This is a genomic window from Aurantimonas sp. 22II-16-19i, assembly GCF_002088275.1.
Lineage (GTDB): Bacteria > Pseudomonadota > Alphaproteobacteria > Rhizobiales > Rhizobiaceae > Jiella.
The window spans coordinates 52,169-69,077 of the sequence record NZ_AQQS01000016.1 but is presented as its reverse complement, the minus strand read 5'-3'; the positions used below and the strand labels follow the sequence as shown (position 1 = coordinate 69,077).

Annotated in this window: 15 protein-coding genes; 6 read left to right on the top strand and 9 right to left on the bottom strand. The window is 71.3% G+C overall.

Features of this window, described 5'->3' with window-relative positions; all coding sequences use genetic code 11:
• Positions 1-5: 5 nt before the first annotated feature.
• The 3 genes from ATO4_RS14110 to ATO4_RS14100 are packed head-to-tail and all read right to left on the bottom strand — an operon-like array spanning position 6 to position 3,251.
• On the bottom strand, positions 6-977 hold the full coding sequence (locus ATO4_RS14110) for a chlorophyllide a reductase iron protein subunit X (RefSeq protein WP_083592174.1): 972 nt from the start codon (positions 975-977) through the stop codon (positions 6-8).
• A gap of 47 nt (positions 978-1,024) precedes the next feature.
• Positions 1,025-1,966: a chlorophyll synthesis pathway protein BchC gene (gene bchC, locus ATO4_RS14105; protein WP_280940499.1), complete on the bottom strand. Its 942-nt coding sequence runs from the start codon at positions 1,964-1,966 to the stop codon at positions 1,025-1,027.
• 49 nt (positions 1,967-2,015) lie between these two features.
• Positions 2,016-3,251: a methyltransferase gene (locus tag ATO4_RS14100; protein WP_083592172.1), complete on the bottom strand. Its 1,236-nt coding sequence runs from the start codon at positions 3,249-3,251 to the stop codon at positions 2,016-2,018.
• 98 nt (positions 3,252-3,349) lie between these two features.
• Here ATO4_RS14100 and crtD point away from each other — a divergent pair, with 98 nt between their 5' ends.
• On the top strand, positions 3,350-4,933 hold the full coding sequence (crtD, locus tag ATO4_RS14095) for a 1-hydroxycarotenoid 3,4-desaturase CrtD (RefSeq protein WP_083592171.1): 1,584 nt from the start codon (positions 3,350-3,352) through the stop codon (positions 4,931-4,933).
• Positions 4,891-5,760 (top strand): carotenoid 1,2-hydratase, encoded by an 870-nt coding sequence (locus ATO4_RS14090; protein ID WP_083592170.1) that lies wholly within the window; start codon positions 4,891-4,893, stop codon positions 5,758-5,760. The genes crtD and ATO4_RS14090 overlap by 43 nt, the downstream gene beginning before the upstream one ends.
• A gap of 22 nt (positions 5,761-5,782) precedes the next feature.
• On the opposite strand, the gene ATO4_RS14085 is transcribed toward ATO4_RS14090, so the two are convergent.
• From ATO4_RS14085 to bchI, 4 genes are all read right to left on the bottom strand, one after another.
• A complete protein-coding gene (locus ATO4_RS14085) occupies positions 5,783-6,262 on the bottom strand; it encodes a lysozyme inhibitor LprI family protein (RefSeq protein WP_176222991.1) in 480 nt (159 codons plus the stop codon).
• A 308-nt stretch (positions 6,263-6,570) separates the two neighbouring features.
• Positions 6,571-7,476, bottom strand: a complete 906-nt coding sequence (bchO, locus tag ATO4_RS14080) for an alpha/beta fold hydrolase BchO (RefSeq protein WP_083592168.1) — start codon at positions 7,474-7,476, stop codon at positions 6,571-6,573.
• Positions 7,473-9,380, bottom strand: a complete 1,908-nt coding sequence (locus tag ATO4_RS14075; protein WP_245308751.1) for a magnesium chelatase subunit D — start codon at positions 9,378-9,380, stop codon at positions 7,473-7,475. The genes bchO and ATO4_RS14075 overlap by 4 nt, the downstream gene beginning before the upstream one ends.
• On the bottom strand, positions 9,377-10,402 hold the full coding sequence (bchI, locus tag ATO4_RS14070; protein ID WP_083592166.1) for a magnesium chelatase ATPase subunit I: 1,026 nt from the start codon (positions 10,400-10,402) through the stop codon (positions 9,377-9,379). The genes ATO4_RS14075 and bchI overlap by 4 nt, the downstream gene beginning before the upstream one ends.
• A gap of 174 nt (positions 10,403-10,576) precedes the next feature.
• On the opposite strand from bchI, the gene cobM reads away from it, so the two are divergent.
• The gene (gene cobM, locus ATO4_RS14065) at positions 10,577-11,347 is read left to right on the top strand and encodes a precorrin-4 C(11)-methyltransferase (RefSeq protein WP_083592165.1); all 771 of its coding nucleotides are present in this window, start codon (positions 10,577-10,579) and stop codon (positions 11,345-11,347) included.
• 153 nt (positions 11,348-11,500) lie between these two features.
• Here the strand turns inward: cobM and ATO4_RS14060 are convergent, their stop codons facing one another.
• Positions 11,501-12,274 (bottom strand): cobalt-precorrin-6A reductase, encoded by a 774-nt coding sequence (locus ATO4_RS14060; RefSeq protein WP_245308750.1) that lies wholly within the window; start codon positions 12,272-12,274, stop codon positions 11,501-11,503.
• Between the two features lie 34 nt (positions 12,275-12,308).
• On the bottom strand, positions 12,309-13,433 hold the full coding sequence (locus tag ATO4_RS14055) for a cobalt-precorrin-5B (C(1))-methyltransferase (RefSeq protein ID WP_083592163.1): 1,125 nt from the start codon (positions 13,431-13,433) through the stop codon (positions 12,309-12,311).
• Between the two features lie 113 nt (positions 13,434-13,546).
• On the opposite strand from ATO4_RS14055, the gene ATO4_RS14050 reads away from it, so the two are divergent.
• Genes ATO4_RS14050 through cbiB form a run of 3 tightly spaced genes read left to right on the top strand, consistent with a single transcriptional unit; the run spans position 13,547 to position 16,877 of the window.
• Complete coding sequence (locus tag ATO4_RS14050; RefSeq protein WP_083592162.1) at positions 13,547-14,854, top strand: cobyrinate a,c-diamide synthase; 1,308 nt, start codon at positions 13,547-13,549, stop codon at positions 14,852-14,854.
• Positions 14,851-15,867: a threonine-phosphate decarboxylase CobD gene (cobD, locus tag ATO4_RS14045; RefSeq protein ID WP_083592161.1), complete on the top strand. Its 1,017-nt coding sequence runs from the start codon at positions 14,851-14,853 to the stop codon at positions 15,865-15,867. Before ATO4_RS14050 ends, cobD begins: the two co-directional genes overlap by 4 nt.
• The gene (gene cbiB, locus ATO4_RS14040; protein WP_083592160.1) at positions 15,864-16,877 is read left to right on the top strand and encodes an adenosylcobinamide-phosphate synthase CbiB; all 1,014 of its coding nucleotides are present in this window, start codon (positions 15,864-15,866) and stop codon (positions 16,875-16,877) included. The genes cobD and cbiB overlap by 4 nt, the downstream gene beginning before the upstream one ends.
• Positions 16,878-16,909 lie beyond the last annotated feature (32 nt).

Here is a 16,909-nt window from a genome sequence, read left to right as displayed (position 1 = left end):
GACCCTCACGCCTCGTCGTAGACGACTTCGAGGGATGGGCGCTGGACCACCGGGCGGCCCATCATGTCGGCAAGGCTGGCCGGCTGGAGCTTCACCTCGCGGCCGGTCGCCTCGTCGGAGAACAGGCCGAGCAGGCCGTCCTGGTCGAGCGGGGTCGGGTGGAGCGGCGGCGCCTCGCCGACATTGGTGGCGAGCTGTTCGAAGAGCGGCGCCCAGCGACCGCCGGGCATGCCGACGATCTGGTAGTTGGCGCTCTTCCTGCGGATGTCCTCGTCCGCCGGGATCGCGGCGAGGACGGGGATGCCGACGGATCTGGCGAAGGCCGCAGCCTCGCCGGTGCCGTCGTCCTTGTTGACCACCATGCCGGCGACGCCGACATTGCCGCCGAGCTTGCGGAAATACTCGACCGCCGAACAGACATTGTTGGCGACGTAGAGCGACTGCAGGTCGTTGGAGCCGACGACGATGACCTTCTGGCACATGTCCCGGGCGATCGGCAGGCCGAAGCCGCCGCAGACGACGTCGCCGAGGAAGTCGAGCAGCACATAGTCGAAGCTCCAGTCGTGGAAGCCGAGCTTCTCCAGGAGTTCGAAGCCGTGGATGATGCCCCGGCCGCCGCAGCCGCGGCCGACCTCGGGCCCGCCGAGCTCCATGGCGAAGACGCCGTCGCGCCGGAAGCAGACGTCGGAGATGGCGACTTCCTCGCCCGCCGCCTTCTTGGCGGAGGAGGTCTGGATGATGGTCGGGCAGGCCTTGCCGCCGAACAAGAGCGACGTCGTGTCGGATTTCGGATCGCAGCCGATGAGGAGGACCCGCTTGCCCTGGCTCGCCATCATGTAGGAGAGGTTGGCCAGCGTGAAGGACTTGCCGATGCCGCCCTTGCCGTAGATCGCGATGATCTGCGTCTCCTTCGTCACCTTGCCGGTGGCGACGGTGGACGGTTCGATCGCGGCCTCGGCGCGAAGCCGTTCGGCCATGGCGCCGGCTGGCCCGCTCGCGCCCTCGACATGTCGTAGCGCGTTGCTCACATCGTTCTCCAATCCAGGATCATCTTCAGGCAGTCGGCGTCCTCGAACGCCGTGCGGTAGGCAGTGTCGGCGTCCGCCGGGCGGGCGGCGTGGGTCACCAGCCCGTCGAGGCTGAGCCGGCCCGAGGCGATGAGGGAGAGCACCGCCTCCATGTCCTGCGGACGCCATTCGGCGGCGATCTTCATCCGCACCTCGCGCATGAAGGCGGGCGGGAAGGCGAAGGAGACAGGCTCCTTGTAGAAGCCGGCGAGGACGATCTCGCCGCCGCGACCGAGCCTTGGAACCAGCCGGTCGAGAATCGTCGCATCGCCGGACACGTCGAGGATCTGCCGGTAGTCGGAGCGCTCCTCGGCCTCGGGGGCGATGACGGCATAGCCGGCGGCGCCCGAGCGGCGGAGCGGGGCGCTCTCCCAGACGACCGCCTGGCCGCCGAGGGCGACGACGATGCGCGCCGCGAGCCGGCCGAGGGCGCCGTGACCGACGATCAGCTCCGGCAGGTCGCGGCCGGAGGCGCGGACGGCGTGATGGGCCGTCGCGGCAAGCGCCAGCAGCACCGCCTCGTCGCCAAGCGTCGCCGAAATCGGCACCAGCCGGCCTTCCGGCAGCTGCACGTGGGAGGCCGAGGCGCCGAACAGGCCCCTCGCGCCGTCGAAGCCGTTGGAGCCCGGCACGAAGACCTTGTCGCCAGCCTTCAGCCGACGAGCATCGCCGGCATCGACGATCCGGCCGACCGCTTCGTAGCCGGGAACCAGGGGATAGCCCATGCCCGGAAAGGCCGGCATCTCGCCCGACCAGAGCAGCCGCTCGGTGCCGGTGGAGATGCCCGAAGCCTCGATCGCCACCACCACGTCGCCCGGCTGCCGGGGCGCCAGACCCAGCCGCCGCATGCCGAGCTGGCGGGGCTGGTCGAAGACGATGGCGTCGGATTGGGTGAGCAAGGGAAGGACTCCTGAATTGAGTGTCAGTTTAAATTGACAGAACCAACTGTCAAGTAAATCTGACATTGCGGCGCGGAATCTCGCCGAGGACGATGCTGGCAGCGACGGGCAGGGCGGTGGGAATGTTACGGATTCGGGTCAGGCCGGCGGCGCTCATCAGCCGTCCGACCTCGCCGGTCGTGCGTGGCCGCCCACGGCCCATGGCGAGGAGGTAGAAGCCGAAATAGGCGTCGGCGATCACCGCCGAATCGCCGGTGCCGGCCATCGGCTCGGCGACCATGACGACGCCGCCCGGGCGCAGGGCCTGTCGGGCCCGGGTCAGGAGCCGGATCGCCTCGGCATCGTCGTGGTCGTGGAGAATGCGCACGAGGGTGACGAGGTCGAAGCCGCCGTCCGGATAGGGATCGGTGAAGAAATCCCCAGAATGGACGTGGATGCGCCGGCCGAACCGGCTGTCGCCGATGCGCTTCCGGGCGATCTCGGCCACCGCCGGCAGCTCCATCAGGTGCAGCTCGACCTTCGGATGGCGCTCGGCGACCTTGCGCAGGAAGCGCCCGTCGCCGCCGCCGAGATCGAGCATGCGCTTCGACCAGGAGATGTCGTAGGAGCCGAGGACCTCCTCGGCCACCATGTCCTGGCTCGCCGCCATCAGGTCGGTATAGGCCTCGACGTCGGCATCCTCCGGTGGCCGGCCGCCGGGGCGCGCGGCATAGGGCCAGAGCCTGGCAAGCCGCGTGTCCTTGTGCTGGCCCTTCAGCAGCGCCACCGGGTCGGCGAGGTCGTGATAGACGTCCCTGTGGTGGCGGATCATCGCCTCGGCGCCCGGATTGGCGATCAGCGCCGCCCCGAGGGGGCCGAGCGCATAGACCGTCTCGTCGTCGCTGTCGTCGATCTCCACCAGATCGATCGCGTCGAGCGCGCGCAGCAGGCGTTCCGTGGCGGGCTGCGTCAGGCCGGTGGAGGCGGCGAGCTCCGCCAGCGTGCGCGGGCCGCGCGACAGGTGCCGGAAGAGGTCGAGCTCGACGCCTGCGGCAAGCGCCTGGGAATAGACGAAGCCGGCGACGAGATCGAACAGCCGGCGCGAGCTCCGGCGCGCGAAGCGCCGTGTCAGCCAGTTGCGCGAGGCGCTCCGCTGGAACGCCGGATCGCCGAGCTTGGCGTTGCGGTAGTCCCGCCAGCGATCCCGGCTCGGCCGGAAGAAGCGCCGGATCTCGCGGATCGGGTCCGCCCAGCCGGACGGCCGCTCGGACAGAGGTTGCGCGGGCTGAGATTCCGTGGCCGACATGGCGTCAATCCTTTTGGACAGTGCAGTCTGTCAATTTTATTGGACAACCAGATCGCCCTCGTGTCAATCTTCTCCTCCAAGGTTCGAAGGATGATGCGATGCACGTAGCCATCGTCGGAGCCGGGGTCGGCGGGCTCGCGGCGGCAGTGCGCCTTGCTTCGGCCGGGCTCGACGTGACGCTCCTGGAGGCCGGCGACGGGCCGGGCGGCAAGCTGCGCGAAGCCGCGGTCGGCGGCCGCCGGATCGATGTCGGCCCGACGGTCTTCACCTTGCGCGACGTCTTCGATGACATTTTCGCGATGGCAGGCGAGTGTCTCGACGATCACCTGACCCTGCGCCGCTCAGAGAGCATCGCGCGGCACGCCTTCGCCGATGGCTCGCGGCTGGACCTCTTCGCCGACCAGGGACGATCGGAAGCGGCGATCGCCGCCTTCGCCGGATCGGGGTCGGCAGGGGAGTACGCCGCCTTCTGCGCCAAGGCCCGCGACGTCTGCGAGACGCTGTCACCGATCTTCATGCGGGCCGAGCGCCCGTCGGGTCCGGTCGGCCTGATGGCCCGGGCCGGGCCGCTGGGCCTCCCGGCGATCCTGCGGATCGGCGCCGAGACGACGCTTGCGCGCGCGCTGGCGGGACGGTTTTCCGATCCGCGCCTCGCCCAGCTGTTTGCCCGCTACGCGACCTACAACGGCTCCTCGCCGTTTCTCGCGCCGGCGACCCTGATGCTGATCGCCCATGTGGAGAAATCCGGTGTCTGGCTGATCGAAGGCGGCATGAAGCGCCTGGCCGAAGCGCTGGCGGCGCTCGCCGAACGGCGCGGTGCGCAGCTGCGCTACGGGGCATCCGTCGCCGCGGTCGAGACGGCCGGCGGCCGGGCGAGCGGTGTCGTCCTGGCCGATGGCGAGTTCGTCTCGGCCGACGTGGTGCTGGTGAACGGCGACGTCGCGGCGCTCTCCGCCGGCCGCTTCGGGCCCGCGGCGCAGGGCGCCGTCGATCCGCCGTTGAAGCGGGAGGAGCGCTCGCTCTCGGCTCTCACCCTCGCCTTCGAGGCGCGGACCGGCGGCATGCCGCTGCTGCACCACAACGTCTTCTTCTCGTCCGACTATGAGCGCGAGTTCGACGAGATCCTGCGCCAGCGCCGGCTGCCGTTGGACCCGACGGTCTATGTCTGCGCCAGCGACCGCGACGATGGCGGCGCCCTGGCGCGGGAGGCCATCGAGCGGGGCCGCGAGCGGCTGTTCCTGATCATCAACGCGCCGGCCGACGGCGACATGACGAGCTTCGACGAAAGGGAGGTCGAACGATGCGTGAGCGCGGCGTTTTCGAGACTGCGAGCTTCGGGTTTGGAGGTCGACCAACCGGACTGGTCGGCGATGGCGCGTTCGACGCCCTCCGATTTCGAGAGACGCTTTCCGGCGACGGGCGGAGCGCTCTACGGGCGGGCCTCGCATGGGTCGACGGCTTCGTTCCGGCGTCCCGGCGCCAGAACGAAGCTGCCCGGCCTCTTTCTCTGCGGCGGCAGCGCCCATCCCGGGGCCGGCCTGCCGATGGCGGCGCTGTCGGGCAAGATCGCAGCGGAGGCTATCCTTTCGGCCCACGCTTCGACCAGAGCGTCCCGCCGGGCGGCTATGCCTGGTGGTATGTGGACGCGCTTTCTGCCGACGGCAAACATTCCCTCACGCTGATCGGCTTCGTCGGCAGCGTGTTCTCGCCCTATTACCGCTTCGCCGGCCGCAAGCGTCCCGAGGACCACGTCTCGATCAACGTCGCGCTGACCGGGCCGGCGGGCAAGCGCTGGACGATGACCGAACGCCGGCGCGACGCGCTGCACCGCGATGCCGGCACGCTGTCCGTCGGGCCGAGCGCGATGCGCTGGGACGGCACCGGCCTCACCGTCTCGATCGACGAGATCTCGCCGCTGATCCCGCGGCGGGTCAAGGGGACCATCCGGCTCTATCCGGAGGCGGTGGTGAACCATCCCGTCGCGCTCGATGCGGACCAGCGGCACTGCTGGTGGCCGATCGCCCCTTGCGCGCGCGTCGAGGTGGAACTCGATCATCCGAAGCTGTCGTGGTCCGGCAGCGGCTATTTCGACTTCAACACCGGTGAGGTGCCTCTGGAGGAGAGCTTCCACCGGTGGAACTGGTGCCGCGCCTCGGTGCCGGAGGGCACGGTCGTCCTCTACGACCTCCTCGACCGCGACGACCAGTCCTGTTCGCTCGCCATCCGCTTCGATCCGAAGACCGGCGTCGCCGACTTCGAGGCGCCGCCGCCGGCGCGGCTGAAGAAGAGCTTCTGGGGCATGCGGCGGTCGACGAGGTCCGAGCGCGGCGTCGAGGCGAAGGTGCTCGAAACGCTGGAGGATTCGCCGTTCTACACGCGCTCGGTGGTCGGCACACGGCTGCTCGGCCGCGACGTCACCGCGATCCACGAGAGCGTCGATCTCGACCGCTTCGCCAATCCGCTGGTGCAGATGATGCTGCCCTACCGGATGCCGCGGCGGTTCGTCTGAGCCTTGCCGAGGCGCTCCGCGGTCACATCTCCTGCGGGCGAAGGTCGATCGCGCGGCGCGCGGTCATCTCGTTGAGGCAGCTCGCATAGACGATGCTGCGGATGGTGCCCTCGCTGTTGGCGACATAGAGCCGCTGGCATTCGGCGTCGCGATAGGCGATCCAGGCGCGCTGGGCCGCGCGCAGGGTCTCTGCCGCGTCCGGATCGATGCCCATCTCCGGTAGGCGCTCGTCGGTGGCGCGGGCATCGGACATGGCGTCCTTGTAGCGCTCGTTCAGGATGACGTCCCAGGCCTCCTGCTCCTCCTGGAGGCAGGCGGCGATGCCCATCGTGGTCGAGCCGTCCGGACGCTCCTGGCATGGATCGGAAAGCGTGCCGATGCAGGCGGCCTCGTCGCTCCCTTCGAGACAGGTCCTCAGTGCCGCGACATCGGACGCGGCCGGTTCAGCCGCAAGCGTCGGGGTGACCTGCAGTCCGAATCCGGAGGCGATGATCGCGACCATGATCGAGAGCCGTGCGAGAGGACGTCGGCGCATAGGGAAAAGACCTGTCGTTCGTCGGAGCGCCGTGCCTCCGAGAAGACGCACGAAAAACGCTCAGACACAGTGAATCGGCGCATCGTGCTTGCCGAAAACCGGTTCCGATCTTCGGGCCGATGCCGTGGCGCGGCGCCGCCCGATGCGGCGCCCCTGGTTGGCGGCGAGTTCTTATCATGCTCCGGCACGGGGCGGTGAGTCCCGCAACCGTATTCACCGATCAAGTGTTGCGATCCTGTCCGGCGATCAACGTCGACTGCCGCCTGTGAACCGGTTCATCCCGCGGCGAGATCATGCGTCTGGAGGTCGTCCGCAAAAGCCGTCGTCATCACCCGCGCCACCCGCTCCGGCGCCTCTTCATGGGCGAGATGGCCGAGGCCGGCGAGCGTCTCGACACGGCCATCCCTCACCATGCCCGCGACGCGGGCGGAGACTTCCGGCGGGATCGCCCGGTCCCTGGTGCCGACGACCAGCGTCAGCGGCACGAGCAGCCGCGGCAGGTCGCGGCGAAGGCCTTCGAGGTCCCAGTTCGCCATCATCGACAGGGCACCCTCCACATGGGCGGGGGAGGAGAGCAGGCGTTCGTAATAGGCGACGCCCTCCGGCGTCAGCCGCGAGCCGGTGCTCTCCATCAGCTGGGCGACGGCCCGGCCGTTGCGCGCCCGCCAGGAAAAGAAGCGCGGCGCGACGGGATTGAGGAAGAGCAGCTTGGCGAGCCGCGGGAAGAGATGCGCCGCGACGCCCGGAAAGGGCAGGAGCGCGCCATTCAGCGAGACGATGCGGCGCGGCGCGACCTGGCTGTCGAGGGCCATGCGCAGGAGGATCGCGGCGCCCGCCGAGTGGCCGGCGGCGTGGACCGGCTCGGCGCCCACCGCCTTCAGCATGGCGGCCAGTGCCGTGCCCATGCCGGTGATCGAGGGGCGGCGCCAGCGGGGTGCGGCGGTGAAGCCGTGGCCGGGCAGGTCCGGCATGATCACCCGGAAGTCGCTCGCCAGGATCGGCGCGAGGTCGCGAAACGAGTGAGTCGAGGCGCCGGTGCCGTGGAGGAGGAGAAGGGGCGGAGCGTCCTCCGGCCCAAGGATCTGGACGTGAAACCGCGTGCCGCCCGCCTCGACGAAGCGGCTCGCGGCGCGATGCGGCCAGTCGCGGCCGTCGCGGGAGAAGTCGAGCCGCCCGCTCATGGACGACCTGCGGGAAGTTGAGCCAGTCCGCGGGGTGCCGCGGCGATGGCATCGGAGACAGCCTTCGAGTCGGCCCGCGGCAGGGCCAGATAACTCCCGCCCAGGGCGGCGGCGATCTCCCGCGCCTGCTCGCTCGGACGCTGCGAGAGGTCGATGACGAGGGCGGCGATCCCGCGCGCGCGGACCGCCCGCGCCGCATCGCAGGCGTCGGCCATCGCCTTCGGCCGTCCTGCGGCGCCGCTGAGGGCGATGTTCGCCCGCCCGTCGGTGAGGAGGGCGATCAGCGGCGTGCGCCCCTCGCGCGCCGAGGCGGCGGCGAGATCGAGAGCGGCGAGGATGCCGCTCGCCAGCGGCGTGCCGCCGCCGGCGGGCAGGGCGGCCAGCGACCGCTTGGCCCGTGTGAGCGACTTCGTCTCGGTGAGGAGAATGTCGGCCCTGGTGCCGCGAAAGGCGACCAGCGCAACACGGTCCCGCCTGACATAGCAGTCGGCGAGGATGCGTTCGACGGCGCCCTTGGCCTCGGCGAGACGAGCGAGCGCGGCCGAGCCGGAGGCGTCGACGGCGAAGATCGTCGCCGTCTCGGACTTGCCGCGGTGGCGCCGCACGCGGATGTCGGCGCTTCGGATCTCGAGCGGGCGGGACGCCGCGCCCGGCAGGCTCTCGGCGCGCTCCATCCGTCGCAGGTTCTGCCAGGGGGCGGCGGCGCGCAGCGTCGCGACGACGTCGAGCCGGTCGCGGCGCGGATCGCCGGGGCGCGTGCCGACCACCCGGCCGCGCCGGGCCCGCTCGGCAAAGGCGCCTCTTCGGCCGGAGCCGGCCCGCTGCAGCGGCGGGCGCGCCATGGCGGCAAGCGCGGCGAGGAGATCGGCGGGGAGGCTCGCCTCCATCGTCTCGACGGCGATCTCCTCCTGCGGCTCGATCTCGGCCGGATCGCGATTCTCCGACGTGTGCGGATCGGGCGGGGGTGGATCGTCCGGCGGGGCACGATCCTCCTGATCGCCGGGTTCGTCCTGGCTGGTCTCTTCTCCGGGCATCTGCGGCATCGTCACGGCGCGGGGCAGGAGCACCAGCCGGATCGCGGCGTCGAGATCGCCCTGCGCCGGTACCGGACGGCCAGCCAGCGCGGCCGAGGCGCAGGCGGCGCGAAGGGCGAGGCTCGGGACCCGCAGCGAGACGATGCCGAAGGCCATCGCCGCCTGGCAGATCGTCTCGATCGCCGTCTCGTCGGGGCGGACCGAGGCGAGGTGGGATCTCGCCGCGAGGATGGATCCTGCCGCAAGGTCGGCGTCCCCGTCGCGGGTGCCGCGCGGGTCGGCGCCATCGAGGGACAGCCACAGACCGAGCCGCTCGCAGAGCGCGTCCGGCGGCGCCTCGTCCGGCTCCATCCCCTCGTCGAGGGCGAGGACGCCGATGCGGGCCGGCGCCTCGGCCGAGATGCCCTCGCGTTCGATGGGGACGGTGCCCCGGTCGAGGGCGAGCGCCAGCAGCCCGGCGCATCCCTCGCCCATCCGCTCGGCCATGGCGGCAATGACGATGCCGCCGTCGGCGGCGGTCAAGACGCCGCGTTCCAGCACCGGGCGGCCGGCCTGCAGCGAAGCCGAGAGGTCGAGGCCGCCGAGAAGCGCGGCCTGGGACATGCCAGCCGGGATCTTCCGCATCGAGACACCTTCGGGAAGAGCCGCCCGAACCCGATCGAGAACCACCTGGCGCACCGGCCCGGCGCGGGCGGCGAGCCTCAGACCAATCCCCGGGTCGACGGCGAAGATGGCGAGCGCCGTCAGCGCCTCGCGGAAGAGCGACTGCCCGTCCGGAGGGGCGGAGCGGTCTGCGGCCCGTTCGGAAGGAGCGCCGTCATTGGCGGCGGCGGGTCGGGCGCGGCCCATGTCCGGCCCGGGCGCGTTCACGCCGCCGCGAGTTCGCCGACGGCGCGTTCGACGCGCGTCGCCGAACCCGCCTCGTCCAGCGGATCGCGGCGCAGGCGATGGGACAAGGCGAGCGGGGCGAGGCTCGCCAGATGCGGCCACAGGACTTCGCCGTCACCCTGCAAGGCGGCGAGGGCCCGTGCGGCCCGCATCAGCGTCAGCTCGCCGCGAAGCCCGTCGGTGCCGAGGCGGATCGAGAGCTGGGCGGCCTTCTCCAGCGATTCGTCGGGGACCGCGACGGTGCCGAGACGGTCGCGAGCAGCGACGATGGCATCGCGGATGCTGGCGTTCTCGGCCGCGTATCCGGCGACGAAGCCGGCCGGGTCGCGCTCGAAAGCGTCCCGGCGCTTCACCACCTCGATGCGGGTCTTCAGGTCGCCCGGCGTGCGCACCTCGACGGACAGGCCGAAGCGATCGAGAAGCTGCGGGCGAAGCTCGCCTTCCTCCGGATTGCCGCTGCCGATGAGGACGAAGCGGGCCGGATGGCGCACGCTCAATCCCTCGCGCTCGACGACGTTTTCCCCCGAGGCCGCGACGTCGAGGAGAAGATCGACCAGATGGTCCTCGAGGAGGTTGATTTCGTCGATGTAGAGAAAGCCGCGATGGGCTTTCGCCAGGAGCCCAGGCTCGAAGCGTTTCTCGCCGCCGGACAGCGCCCGTTCGAGATCGAGCGCTCCGACGATGCGGTCCTCCGTTGCCCCCAGCGGCAGGTCCACCACCGGAACCTGCAGGGTGACGCTCGCCTGCGCCCTTTGCGTCTCGGACTGCGGGCGGCAGGTATCGCACGCCTCGTCCGGACGCGCCGGGTCGCAATGATAGGGACAGCGCGCCGCCTGCATCTGCGGCAAGACGGCCGCCAGCGCGCGCACCGTGGTCGACTTGCCGGTGCCGCGATCGCCGAAGACCAGCACGCCGCCGATGGACGGATCGATGGCCGCGATCGACAGGGCCAGCTTCATCTGGTCCTGACCGACGATGGCAGCGAAGGGAAAGGCAATCCTCATGACCGACAGGCTAGCGGCTTTCGCGCGTCCTGAGAAGCCGTTTTCTCATCGAGTAGACAATCGGATGTCAATATAATTGGACATGCGAGGGAAGAGCCTGCGGCCGGCGCTGTTGTGCGCCGCGCGCGGCTGTGGTCGAAGCGGGCGAATGGAAACGAACAGGACAGAGCAGCCATGACGGTGCATTTCATCGGGGCGGGCCCCGGCGCGGCGGATCTCATCACCGTGCGCGGCCTGAGGCTGATCGAGCGCTGCCCGGTCTGCCTCTTTGCCGGCTCGCTGGTGCCGCAGGAGGTGGTGAAGGCCGCGCCGGAAGGGGCGAGGGTGATCGACACCGCGCCCCTGACGCTCGACGAGATCATCGCGGAGATCGAGGCGGCGCATGGCCGCAGCGAGGACGTCGCGCGGGTGCATTCGGGCGATCCCTCGCTCTATGGCGCGATCGCCGAGCAGATCCGCCGGCTCGATGCGCTCGGCATCCCCTTCGACATCACCCCCGGCGTGCCGGCCTTCGCGGCGGCGGCCGCCGCCCTGAAGCTCGAACTGACGGTGCCGGAGATCTGCCAGACGGTGATCCTCACCCGCACGGCGATGAAGTCCTCCTCGATGCCCGCGGGGGAGGAGCTTTCCACCCTGGGGCGGAGCGGCGCGACCCTGGCGATCCACCTGTCGGTCCGCAACATCCCCCATATCCAGCGCGAGCTGACGCCGCTTCCGGCCTATGGCGAGGACTGCCCGGCGATCATCGCCTACCGGGTCGGCTGGGAGGACGAGGCGTTCATCCACTCGACGCTCAGTGAGCTCCAACGCGCCGCCCGCGAGGCCAAGCTGACGCGCACCGCGCTCATCTTCGTCGGCCGGGCCCTGGGGGCGAAGGACTTCATCGATTCCAAGCTCTACGACGCGAGCCATGTCCACGTGCTGCGGCCGAAGCGGAAGGCTTGAGGGCTGAAGCTCGGCTTCCTGCCGCGTTGGGCGGGAGGCTCGCCGTCGGGGTTTGCCGGCAAGGAAGAGGGGGGTCCTCGGCACCGTGCCCGCCGGCAAGGGCCGCCTGCGATCCCAAGCCTCCGCCAGCTCCGCGGAACCAGGTCCGGCAGCTCAGCCGATCGCCCCCACCACATCCTCCACCGTCTCGAACACCGCCCCCGCCGGCGACGGCGGCCTCGCGATCATGATCACCGGCAGCCCCAGATCCCGTGCCGCCGCGACCTTGGCGTAGGAGGCGGCGCCGCCGGCGTTGCGGGTGACGAGGTGGGTGATGCCGTGCGCGCGCATCAAGTCCGCCTCGGCGCACCGATCCGACGAGGGGCGCGAGAGGATCAGAGTCCAGCCGGCGGGAAGCGCCGGCTCGGGCGGCTCGATCATCCGGGCGAGGGGGCGGATGTCGCTGCGTCTCGTGAAGGGCGACAGATGCTGGCGGCCGAGCGCCAGGAACGGCCGGGCGCCGGCGGGCAGCGCGCGGCAGGCCTCGGCGAGGCAGGTGACGGGCGTCCAGCAGTCGCCCGCGACCGGGCACCATTCGGGCCGCAGCAGCTTCAGCCGGCGAAGGCCCGCGAGATCGGCGGCCCTCGCGGCATTGCGGGCCATGCCGGCGGCGAAGGGATGCGTCGCGTCGACAACCAGCGACACGCTCTCGGCCAAGAGGAACGCGGCAAGGCCCTCCGCACCGCCGAAGCCGCCGATGCGGATCTCGGCGTCTTCCGGCAGCTCCGGCGAGCGCGTGCGCCCGGCGAGGGAGAGGATGAGCCGGCGCTCCGGCCAGCGCTGCCGCAGGGCCTTCACCAGCGCATTGGCCTCCGCCGTGCCGCCGAGGACGAGAACGGGCCTTGCCGTCGCATCGGCTGCCGGCCGCCCGTGCGGAGCGTCGTCCACGGCTTCGACATCGGATCCAGGCGGTGCGGCGGCGTCAGACCCTCGCAAGCAGGCCTCCCTTGCGATCGGCGACGACGATCTCGACGGCGACGCCCGCATCTCCCAGCCGCTCGAGGCTGACGGCTCTCGCCTGCCGGGCGATCTCGCCGGCAAGATCGAGCCCGGCCTCCTGCGTCAGGTCGAGGACTTCCTTGGCCGTGTTGGCGGCAAGGATTGCGGGCGCGAGACGCTCGCCCGCGGCCGGGTCGAGTCCCCTTACGGCCTCCAGCAGGAAGGCGAGATCCACCTGGCTGCGGCCGGAATGCAGGTCCATCGCCCCTTGCGCGAGCTTCGTCAGCTTGGCGAAGCCGCCCGCGATCGTCAGCCGCTCGACCGGATGGGCCTTCAGATATTTGATCAGCCCGCCGGCGAAATCGCCCATGTCGAGATAGGCGATCTCGGCAAGCTCGGGATAGAGCCGCCGGGCGAGGTCCTCGCTGGCCGAGCCGGTCGAGCCGATCACATGGGAGAGCCCTGCCGCCCGTGCGACGTCGACGCCTCGGTGGATCGAATGGATCCAGGCCGAGCAGGAAAACGGATGGACGATGCCGGTGGTGCCGAGGATCGACAGCCCGCCGACGATGCCGAGGCGGGGGTTCCAGGTCTTGCGGGCGAGTTCCTCGCCGCCGGTCACCGAGATCTCGACCACCAGGTCGGCGGGGCGGCCATGGGCCGCGCAGAGGGCCTCGACCACCTCCCGCATCATCTGCCGGGGCACCGGATTGATCGCCGGCTCGCCGGGCGGGATCGGCAGTCCGGCTCTCGTCACCATGCCGACGCCCGGCCCGGCCCGGAAGACGACGCCGGAGCCAGGCTGACCGAAAGAGACGGTCGCAACGATCTCGGCGAGATGGGTGACGTCCGGATCGTCGCCGGCATCCTTGACGATCGCCGCCATCGCTCGTGGGGGCGCGCTGCCCGGTCGAAGCTCCTGCCGGTTGAGGGCGAAGGCCGGTGTCTCGCCCTTCGGGAGGCGGATTTCCACCGGGTCCGGAAAGTCGCCGGAAAGCAGCGCCGCCAGCGCCGCCTTGGTCGCGGCTGTGGCGCAGGCGCCCGTCGTCCAGCCGCGCCGCAGCGGCCGGTCCTCCGGTTTGCGTGTCTCGTCCGCCTCGAAGCCCATTGCGCGCTTATAGCCGAGTTCCCTAAAGCTGCCATCGGCGCCGGGCTGCAATCGCTGCGGCGCGTCTTCGAGGAATGCCCGGTGCCGCCGGGCGGATGGCATGGAGAGACGCCTTGGCCGGGCTGATGATCGCCGCGCCGTCGTCCGGCGCCGGCAAGACGACGGTGACGCTGGCGCTGATCGCCGCGCTGCGGGCGGCCGGGCACAGGGTCGCCTCGGCCAAGGCGGGACCGGACTATATCGACCCCGCCTTCCACGCGGCGGCGAGCGGGCGGGCCTGCGTCAATCTCGATCCCTTCGCCATGCGCCCGGCGCTGATCCGGACGCTCGCGGCGCAGCAGGCGGCAGATGCCGACCTCTTCGTCACCGAGGCGATGATGGGCCTCTTCGACGGGGCGGCCGACGGCACCGGCTCGGCGGCGGACCTTGCGGCGTCGATCGGCGCGCGGATCGTCCTCGTCGTCGACTGCGCCCGCCAGTCCCACTCCGTCGCCGCGCTGGTGTCGGGTTTCGGGAATTTTCGCGCCGACACGACGATCGCCGGCCTGATCCTCAACCGCGTTGGCTCGCCGCGCCATCGGGCGATGCTGGAGGATGCGCTGCGCCCGCTGGAGATCCCGGTTCTGGCCGCGCTGCCGAGGCATGGCGACCTCGCGCTGCCCGAGCGCCATCTCGGCCTCGTCCAGGCCGGCGAGCATGGCGACCTCGCCGCCTTTCTCGCCCGGGCCGCGGAATGGATGAGCGCCCATGCCGATCTCGAAGCCCTGGCCGAGATGGCAAGGCGCGACAGCACGGCCGCTGATTCGGATGCCGTGCGCGAGGCGCAGCCCTTCGCCCCGCTCGGCCAGAGGATCGCGGTGGCGCGGGACGCGGCCTTCGCCTTTGCCTATCCGCACATGCTGGCGGGCTGGCAGGCGGCGGGGGCGGAGCTGTCCGTCTTCTCGCCGCTCGCCGGCGAGGCGCCGTCCGCCGCCGCGGATGCAGTGTTCCTGCCGGGGGGCTATCCCGAGCTCCATGCCGGCCATCTTGCGGCCGCCACGACCTTTCGCGCAGGCATGCAGGCGGCGGCGGCGCGCGGCGCGCTGGTCTATGGCGAGTGCGGCGGCTACATGGCGCTCGGCGAGGGGCTGGTCGATGCCGCGGGCGCCCGGCACGCGATGCTCGGCCTGTTGCCGCTCGAGACCAGCTTTGCCGAGCGGCGGCGGCAGCTCGGCTACCGGCGGCTGGTTCCGCTTGCCGGCGCGCCGTTCGAGGGGGAGCTGATGGGCCACGAATTCCACTATGCGACGACGCTGGCCGAGGGGCGCGCGGCGGCGCGGCTGTTCGCAGTGCGCGACGCGTTGCGCGAGGATCTCGGCGAGGCGGGCCTGAGGGTCGGCCGGGTCATGGGCTCGTTCTGCCACGTGATCGACCGGCGATGAGGACCGCCACCATCCACGGCGGCGGCCTTGACGCGGCGATCGCAAGGTTCGGCGCCAGCCCCACCGGCTGGCTCGACCTGTCCACCGGCATCAATCCAGCCGCCGTCGCCCTGCCGGAGCTCGATCCAGCGGTTTGGTCGCGGCTCCCCGATTCGAAACTTCAGGCGCGCTGCGTCGAGGCGGCGCGGGCGGCCTACGGTGTGCCGCGACAGGCGGGCATCGTCGCAGCGCCGGGAAGCCAGGCGCTCATCTCGCTCCTGCCCTTCGTCCTGCCGGTGGGTGACGTCGCCATTCTCGAGCCGACCTATGGCGAGCACCGCGCCGGCTTCGCGGCGGCGGGGCACCGGGTCGTTTCGATCGGCGGTCCCGGCGAATTGCCGGACGGCGCGCGCGTCGTCGTCGTCGTCAATCCGAACAATCCGGACGGGCGGCGGACGGAGCCGGCCGCGCTGCTCGGCCTGCATGCGGAAATGGCGCGGCGCGGCGGCCTCCTCGTCGTCGACGAGGCCTTCGCCGACGCCATGCCGGAGCTGTCGGTCGCTGGCCAGGCGGGCGCGGAGGGGCTTTTGATCCACCGCTCCTTCGGCAAATTCTACGGTCTCGCCGGCATCCGCCTCGGCTTCGCGCTGACGACGCCGGCGCTCGCCGAGACGCTCGCCGCGCGGCTCGGGCCCTGGGCGGTCAGCGGCCCGGCGCTCGCCATCGGGGCGGCGGTGCTGGCGGATCCGGGATTGTGGGCGGAGGTCATGGAAACCGTCGCGCTGCAGGCCGAACGCCGCGACCGGGTCCTTGCCGACGCCGGTCACGCTCGCGTCGGCGCGACGCCGCTGTTTGCGACGATCGAGACGTCGGATGCCCACGCCCTGTTCGAAGGGCTCTGCCGCCGCCACATCCTCACCCGGCCGTTCGCCTACCGGGCCGACTGGCTGCGCTTCGGAAATCCGAAGGACGCGGCGGAGGCGGCGAGGCTCGCGGGCGCGCTGGCCGATCTCGCACGGGAGGACGGCCGGTGATCGCGCGCCTCGCCATTCTCCTCGCCGCGCTGGTGCTCGACCGTCTGATCGGCGATCCGCCCTGGCTGTGGCGCCGCCTGCCGCATCCGGTGACGGTGATCGGCCAGGCGATCGACAGCCTCGACCGCCGGCTCAACCGCGAGGCCTTCACCGGCGAGACCCGGCGCCGCTCGGGCTTCTTCGCCCTCGGCCTGCTGCTTCTCGGCGCATTGATCCTCGGCGGCTTCGTCTCGGCGCTGGCCGATGCCCTCGGACTTCTCGGCATGATCGGCGAAGCGGCGATCGTCGCGGTCTTCCTCGCCCACAAGAGCCTCGTCGACCACGTGCGGGCCGTCGGGACGGCGCTGCGGGACGGCGGGCTGGCGGAAGGGCGCCGGGCGGTGGCGATGATCGTCGGACGCGATCCGGAGCAGCTGGACCGGCCGGCCGTGATCCGTGCGGCGATCGAGAGCCTCGCCGAAAACGCTTCGGACGGGGTCGTCGCGCCGGCCTTCTGGTACCTGATCTTCGGCCTGCCGGGGCTTCTCGCCTACAAGGTCGTCAACACCGCCGATTCGATGATCGGCCACATGGACGCGCGCTATCGCGACTTCGGCTTCGCCTCGGCGAAGCTCGACGACCTGATGAATGTCATCCCCGCGCGGGCGACGGCGGGGCTGTTCGCGCTGGCGGCCCGGCTCGGCGGCCTGCTGCCGGGCGGCGGAAGACGCCCGGCTGTGCCGGCGCCGTCCGTCCGGGCGATCATGGCGACGACCCGGCGCGACGCCAGGCTGCACCGCTCGCCCAATGCCGGCTGGCCGGAAACCGCGATGGCCGCCGCTCTCGGCCTCGCCCTCGGCGGCCCGCGCCGCTACCGCGACCTCATCGTCGACGCACCGATGCTGAATGCGGATGGCCGGCGGTCGGCCAGCCTCGAAGACCTCGCCAATGCGATCCGCCTGTTCGACCGGGCGATGGGGATCATGCTGGCGGTGGTCGTCGTCGCGCTGCTGGCGGGGCTGCCGGTTTAGCGTGCCGATCGCCGCACGCCATGCCTCGACGG